Here is a 6336-nt window from a genome sequence, read left to right on the forward strand (position 1 = left end):
TTTTTAATCCTTTGATCCTTTAATAAACCCATTTCGTAAACTATCTTATTAATGGGCATCAACATTTTCCCACTTCTCATATACAGGGATTTATATGACTATCCATGACAACAATATCCGTGGCGTAATCTTTGACTTAGATGGTACTTTGGTTTCATCGGAGTTGGATTTTTCACTGATCAAAGCACAGGTAGGCTGTCCGCTTGATAATGACTTACTTGCTTACATTGCTTCGTTACCTTCGCCTTACATGCGTGAAGAAGCGATGAATATTGTTCATCAGCATGAACTTATTGATGCGCAGCATGCGCATTTATTGCCAGGCGTTGCTGAGGCAATTACGAGGCTGAAAGAAAATAACATCCCGATGGCGATTGTGACTCGCAACTACGACCGTGCAGCTGCCATTAAATTAAAGAATAACCCCTTACCAATAGAAACCGTGTTGACTCGCTCTGATGCGCCTGCTAAGCCTGATCCAAGTGCTTTAAATGCGATTGCGACATTATGGGAGCTTGATCAGTCTGAGTTACTTTATGTCGGCGATTATTTATTTGATATACAAGCAGCTCACAATGCCAACATGCGTGCTTGCTTGTACGCGCCAGATGAAATTCCTGAGTATGCAAATCAGGCCGATTATGTAATGCATCATTTTTCAGAACTACCTACTTTGGTTGACTCATTCCAAGAAAATAAAGTGTTATGTTAAATAGCTTTGTTTTTTATTTTTCCTGAGATTTATTGTTAGTTTTTTATTTTTCAAAATGCCCTAGTACTAGCCCAAGCGGTCATGAGTTGCTAAAATATCGGCAATTATCAAATGTATTCATAGAGGCATAAGATGGGCAGAGCATTTGAAGTCCGCAAAAACGCCATGGCTAAAACAGCCAATGCAAAAACTAAAGTAAATTCTAAGTACGGTAAAGAAATCTACGTTGTTGCTAAAAATGGCGAACCAGATCCAGAAGTAAACCAAGCGCTAAAACGTATTATTGAGCGTGCAAAAAAAGACCAAGTTCCAGCACACGTAATCGACAATGCGATTAAAAAAGCAGCCGGTGGAGCAGGGGAAGACTACTCTCCAGCACGTTACGAAGGCTATGGCCCGGGTAACTGTATGGTTATTGTGGACTGTTTAACTGATAACCCTAACCGTACTATTAAAGATGTACGTTTACCGTTCACTAAAACAGATTCAAAAATTGGTACACCGGGCTGTGTAGCGCATATGTTCGACCACTTAGCTGTTTTAGGCTTTGAAGGTGATGACGACGAAGTTGTACTTGAAGCGCTAATGATGGCCGATGTAGACGTAACAGATGTAGAAGTAGAAGACGGCAAAGTATCTGTATTCGCTCCACATACTGAGTACTACAAAGCAAAAACAGCTCTTGAAGAAGCATTTGAAGGTATTAACTTTGAAGTAGACGAAATCACGTTTGTTCCACAAGTTCATACTGACATCACTGATCCAGAGGATATCGCAAACTTTGAAAAGTTTATTTCTATGCTTGATGACTGTGATGACGTGCAAAACGTTTATCACAATGCGATTGTTAAAAACTAATTTTTAAAAAATTAGTACGTATTAGTACGTAAAAAGGGGCATTTGGTAACAAATGCCCCTTTTTTAATAGATTTTCATTATGCCGTGAATGGTGGCTATTCACTGTCGTTATGAGTTCAGTTGATATTAGTCAAAAAAAAGCAGCCCTTGGGCTGCTATGAACGACACATGAAACTCGAAGGGGAGTTGTGTAGTGGCTAATTTAACGATTTATACTTTATACGGAACGCATGCAATAATGGTTCAGTATAGCCACTAGGTTGTTTAACTCCCTCTAATACAAGGGCTAAAGCTGCTTGATAAGCAACACTTTGTGCTAAGGTTTCGGCTGAATCAGCCATATTATTGTAGGCCGGATCACCTTCATTTTGACCATCAACAACTTTTGCCATGCGTGCCATGGTTTTTCTAATTTGCTCTTCAGAGCAAACGCCATGATACAGCCAGTTGGCCATGTGCTGGCTTGAAATACGCAGTGTGGCACGGTCTTCCATTAAACCGACATGGTTGATGTCTGGTACTTTTGAGCAACCAATACCTTGGTCAATCCAACGCACAACATAACCTAAAATACCCTGAGCGTTGTTATCAAGTTCGGCTTGAATATCTTCTTTGCTTAAGCTGCTGGCATCTTTCATAAGCGGCGGAGTGAGTAAGCTGGTAAGGCTTGCTTCTTTGCGGTCCATAAGCGCTTTTTGGCAGGCAAATACATCAATATCATGATAATGCATGGCATGCAGGGTTGCAGCAGTAGGAGAGGGCACCCACGCGGTATTTGCACCACTTTTCGGGTGACCACTTTTTTGTTCCATCATTAACGCCATTTTATCTGGCATTGGCCACATACCCTTACCAATCTGTGCTTTACCACTAAGGCCAGTTGCAAGACCAATATCTACGTTGCGATCTTCGTATGCGCTGATCCAAGGTTCAAGCTTAATAGCGCCTTTTGGCAGTACTACACCTGCTTGCATTGAAGTATGAATTTCGTCACCAGTGCGGTCTAAGAAGCCGGTATTGATGAATACAACACGCTTTTTAGCTTCGAAAATACAGGCTTTTAAGTTAGCTGAAGTACGACGCTCTTCATCCATAATACCCATTTTAATGGTGTTTGTAGGCAAGCCTAACAGCTGCTCAACGCGGGTAAACAGGGTATTAGTGAAGGCAACTTCTTCTGGACCATGCATTTTTGGCTTAACAATATTAATACTATTAGCCGTTGAATTTTTAAGGCTACCTGTACCTTTTAAGTCATGAAGTGCAGCGGTGCTAGTGATAATGGCATCCATAATGCCTTCAAACACGTCATTGCCTTCACTATCATGGATAGCTGGATTAGTCATTAAGTGGCCAACATTACGCACAAACATCATGCTGCGGCCTTTTAGCGTGATTGTTTCGCCATTGACACCTTGATATTGGCGATCTTCTGCTAAACGGCGTTCAATGGTTTTACCTTCTTTGTTAAATGCTTCTACTAGGTTTCCTTGCATTAAACCAAGCCAGTTTTGATAGACGTTTACTTTGTCTTCGGCATCAACGGCAGCAACGGAATCTTCACAGTCCATAATCGTTGTAAGGGCTGCTTCTAGTAGTACATCTTTAAGGCCTGCTTTATCTGCTTGGCCTATTGGGTGATGATGGTCTATTTGTAGCTCAATATGTAAGCCATTATTTTTCAATAAGATAGCGCTTGGATTTTGCGCTTCACCTTGGTAACCAATAAGTTGTTCAGGGTTTGCTAGGCGAACCTGACTACTATCACGTAATGTGATTAAAAGCTCATTATTAACCACTGCATAGCTGGTGCTTTCGATGTGTGAGCCGTTTGCTAAAGGCAGTGCTTTATCCAGAAACTGGCGAGCATAAGCCATGACTTTAAAGCCACGCACAGGGTTGTATGTAGAGCCTTTCTCAGCGCCGTCGTCTTCACTTAATACATCTGTGCCGTATAGCGCATCATACAGTGAGCCCCAGCGCGCATTTGCGGCGTTTAAGGCAAAGCGTGCATTGCTTACTGGCACAACAAGCTGCGGCCCTGCAGTGCTTGCGATTTCAGGCTCTACTTGCTCTGTTTCTATGCTGAAGCTAGCTGGCTCAGGAACGAGGTAGCCTATGTCTTCAAGGAATGCTTGATAGTTAGCCGCATCCCATACCGGCTGCTGTTTATGGTAGTCATCAATCTTAGCTTGTAGTTGTTCGCGTTTTTCTAAAAGCGCACGATTGATTGGCGTTAGTTCATTGACGATATCAGCAAAACCTTGCCAAAAAGTGTCTGTGCTAATGCCTGTTCCTGGTAAAAGTTGCTGTTCAACAAACTGTGCAAGTTGTTGATCAACGCTTAAACCGTTAAGTGAGAGAGTGGTCATAATAATGTCCTTTAAACGAGCTTAATTTGATCATTCATGGTCCAACCATATCGTAAAAAAGGCTAATAAGCAGGCTATTTACCATTCACTAAAAATATAGTGGTAATAACAACTATAAATTTACTAAATTCCAAAAATCCGCCTAATGTTGAATTAAGCGCTACGAAGCAAACGCCAAGTAGCCACTCTCACTAACAAAAAATAGATAACCCGTTCGAAGGATTTTTATTATGATAACATATCAACGCGAAACCGATAACTTAGCTACTTTATGTCAAACACAAGGCAAAACGTGGCAGTCAATCAACCCAGAATACGCTAGCCGTATGCGCTTACAAAACCGTTTTCGTACGGGTCTAGACATTGCTCAATACACTGCAGACATTATGCGTGCAGACATGGCAGCTTACGATGCTGACCACAGCCAATACACACAATCATTAGGCTGTTGGCATGGTTTCACTGCACAACAAATGATGATGGCAATTAAACGTCATAACAAAACAACTAAACGCAGCTATGTATACCTAAGTGGCTGGATGGTTGCGGCACTTCGCTCTGAGTTTGGTCCATTACCTGACCAAAGTATGCATGAAAAAACATCTGTTCCAGCGCTTATCGAAGAAATCTACACTTTCTTAAAGCAAGCTGATGCACGTGAACTTGACCACCTTTACAAAGACCTAGACGAAGCGAAAGCAAACGGCGGTGACGTTCAAGCAGTACTAAATAAAATCGATAACTTCGAAAGCCATGTTGTGCCAATTATTGCTGATATCGATGCGGGTTTCGGTAACGAAGAAGCAACTTACCTACTTGCTAAAAAGATGATTGAAGCGGGTGCATGTGCTATCCAAATCGAGAACCAAGTATCTGACGCAAAACAATGTGGTCACCAAGCTGGTAAAGTAACTGTACCGCATGAAGATTTCCTAGCAAAAATTAACGCGGTTCGTTACGCATTCTTAGAGCTTGGCATTGATAACGGTATTATCGTTGCTCGTACTGACTCATTAGGTGCAAGCCTTACTCAAAAAGTGCCAGTATCTAAAACTCCTGGCGACCTTGCTAGCCAATACACGTCGTTCCTTGAAACAACACCAGTAAACAGTGTGGATGACTTAAACGAAGGCGACACTGCAATGAAGCTGAATGGTCAGCTTTGCAAACCAACACGTTTAGATAATGGTTTATACCAGTTCCGTGAAGGCACAGAGAAAGACCGCGTAGTTCTAGACTGTGTAACTAGCTTACAATCAGGCGCAGACTTACTGTGGATTGAAACAGAAAAGCCAAACGTTAAACAAATCGCTGAGCTTGTTAACCGCGTTAAAGAGCAAGTACCCAATGCTAAGCTGGTATACAACAACTCACCATCGTTCAACTGGACACTTAAATTCCGTGAGCAAGTTTATGCTGAATGGCAAGAACAAGGTAAAGACCTATCTGCTTACCCAAGCATTGATGACAATAAGGCATTAATGGCGCCAGAAATGGATGACACAGAGCTTGCTGCGGCAGCAGACGTACTTGTACAAAACTTCCAAAAAGATGGTGCACGTGAAGCGGGTATCTTCCATCACCTAATCACGCTACCAACTTACCATACTGCGGCGCTAAGCACTGATATCCTATCAGAAGGCTATTTCGGCGACCTAGGAATGCTGGCGTATGTTCGCGACGTACAACGTCAAGAAATCCGCCGTGAACAAGCATCAGTGAAACACCAAGACCTAGCAGGTTCTAACATTGGTGATACTCATAAAGAGTACTTCTCTGGTGAAAATGCGCTTAAAGCCGGTGGTGAAGCAAATACCATGAACCAGTTCTAACCAAGTTGTAATGTAGTTTCCTTTATAGCTATTCAATAATGTTGTTAGGGGCCTTCGGGCCCTTTTTCGCTTTTTAGCTATCAGCTTTCAGCCGTCAGCCATCAGACTCGTGATCTGACCCCGATAAAGTAGACACAGGGTTTAATTAACTTGTTCGTACTGCATGGGACTTTTATACCCTAGGGTGCCATGTCTTCTTACTGAGTTGTAGTATTTTTCAATATAAAAATACGTTTGTGTTGTCATTTCACTACGACTCAGTTCATTTAAATTCTTTATCCACTCCTTTTTATACTGCGCGAAAAAGCTTTCTGAGCACGCATTATCCCAGCAGTTACCTTTTCTAGACATACTCACTGTGACACCTCTATTCGTTAACCACTTCACTGTTTCCTTTGCGACATACTGAGCTCCTTGGTCTGAATGAAAGAGCAAGTTCGAACCATCAGGTTTGCGTGCTGACCATGCTTTTCTCAGGGTTTTAATAACTAACTCGGCGTTGTTTATCCGGCTTGTTACCCAGCCAACAACCTTACGAGAATACAAATCAATGATGACGAAT

Annotated in this window: 5 protein-coding genes; 3 read left to right on the plus strand and 2 right to left on the minus strand. The window is 42.0% G+C overall.

Annotation, left to right across the window (positions count from 1 at the left end):
- Positions 1-94: 94 nt before the first annotated feature.
- Both CWB80_RS01255 and CWB80_RS01260 read left to right on the plus strand, forming a co-directional pair.
- Complete coding sequence (locus CWB80_RS01255; RefSeq protein WP_054553379.1) at positions 95-712, plus strand: HAD family hydrolase; 618 nt, start codon at positions 95-97, stop codon at positions 710-712.
- A 132-nt stretch (positions 713-844) separates the two neighbouring features.
- Positions 845-1570, plus strand: a complete 726-nt coding sequence (locus tag CWB80_RS01260; RefSeq protein WP_138599737.1) for a YebC/PmpR family DNA-binding transcriptional regulator — start codon at positions 845-847, stop codon at positions 1568-1570.
- A gap of 197 nt (positions 1571-1767) precedes the next feature.
- On the opposite strand, the gene CWB80_RS01265 is transcribed toward CWB80_RS01260, so the two are convergent.
- The gene (locus CWB80_RS01265) at positions 1768-3942 is read right to left on the minus strand and encodes a malate synthase G (protein ID WP_502704994.1); all 2175 of its coding nucleotides are present in this window, start codon (positions 3940-3942) and stop codon (positions 1768-1770) included.
- A 230-nt stretch (positions 3943-4172) separates the two neighbouring features.
- Here CWB80_RS01265 and CWB80_RS01270 point away from each other — a divergent pair, with 230 nt between their 5' ends.
- Positions 4173-5774, plus strand: a complete 1602-nt coding sequence (locus CWB80_RS01270; protein WP_138599735.1) for an isocitrate lyase — start codon at positions 4173-4175, stop codon at positions 5772-5774.
- 141 nt (positions 5775-5915) lie between these two features.
- Here the strand turns inward: CWB80_RS01270 and CWB80_RS01275 are convergent.
- The coding region (locus CWB80_RS01275; RefSeq protein ID WP_138686269.1) for an IS3 family transposase at positions 5916-6336 on the minus strand (421 nt) is incomplete at its 5' end.

It is taken from the genome of Pseudoalteromonas sp. S1650, assembly GCF_005887195.1.
In the GTDB taxonomy this organism is placed as follows: Bacteria; Pseudomonadota; Gammaproteobacteria; order Enterobacterales; family Alteromonadaceae; genus Pseudoalteromonas; species Pseudoalteromonas simplex.

Excerpts from the sequence above, each read along its gene's own strand:
- CWB80_RS01255 (WP_054553379.1), top strand. The coding sequence starts at position 95 with ATGACTATCCATGACAACAATATCCGTGGCGTAATCTTTGACTTAGAT.
- CWB80_RS01260 (WP_138599737.1), top strand. The coding sequence starts at position 845 with ATGGGCAGAGCATTTGAAGTCCGCAAAAACGCCATGGCTAAAACAGCC.
- CWB80_RS01265 (WP_502704994.1), bottom strand. The coding sequence starts at position 3,942 with ATGACCACTCTCTCACTTAACGGTTTAAGCGTTGATCAACAACTTGCA.
- CWB80_RS01270 (WP_138599735.1), top strand. The coding sequence starts at position 4,173 with ATGATAACATATCAACGCGAAACCGATAACTTAGCTACTTTATGTCAA.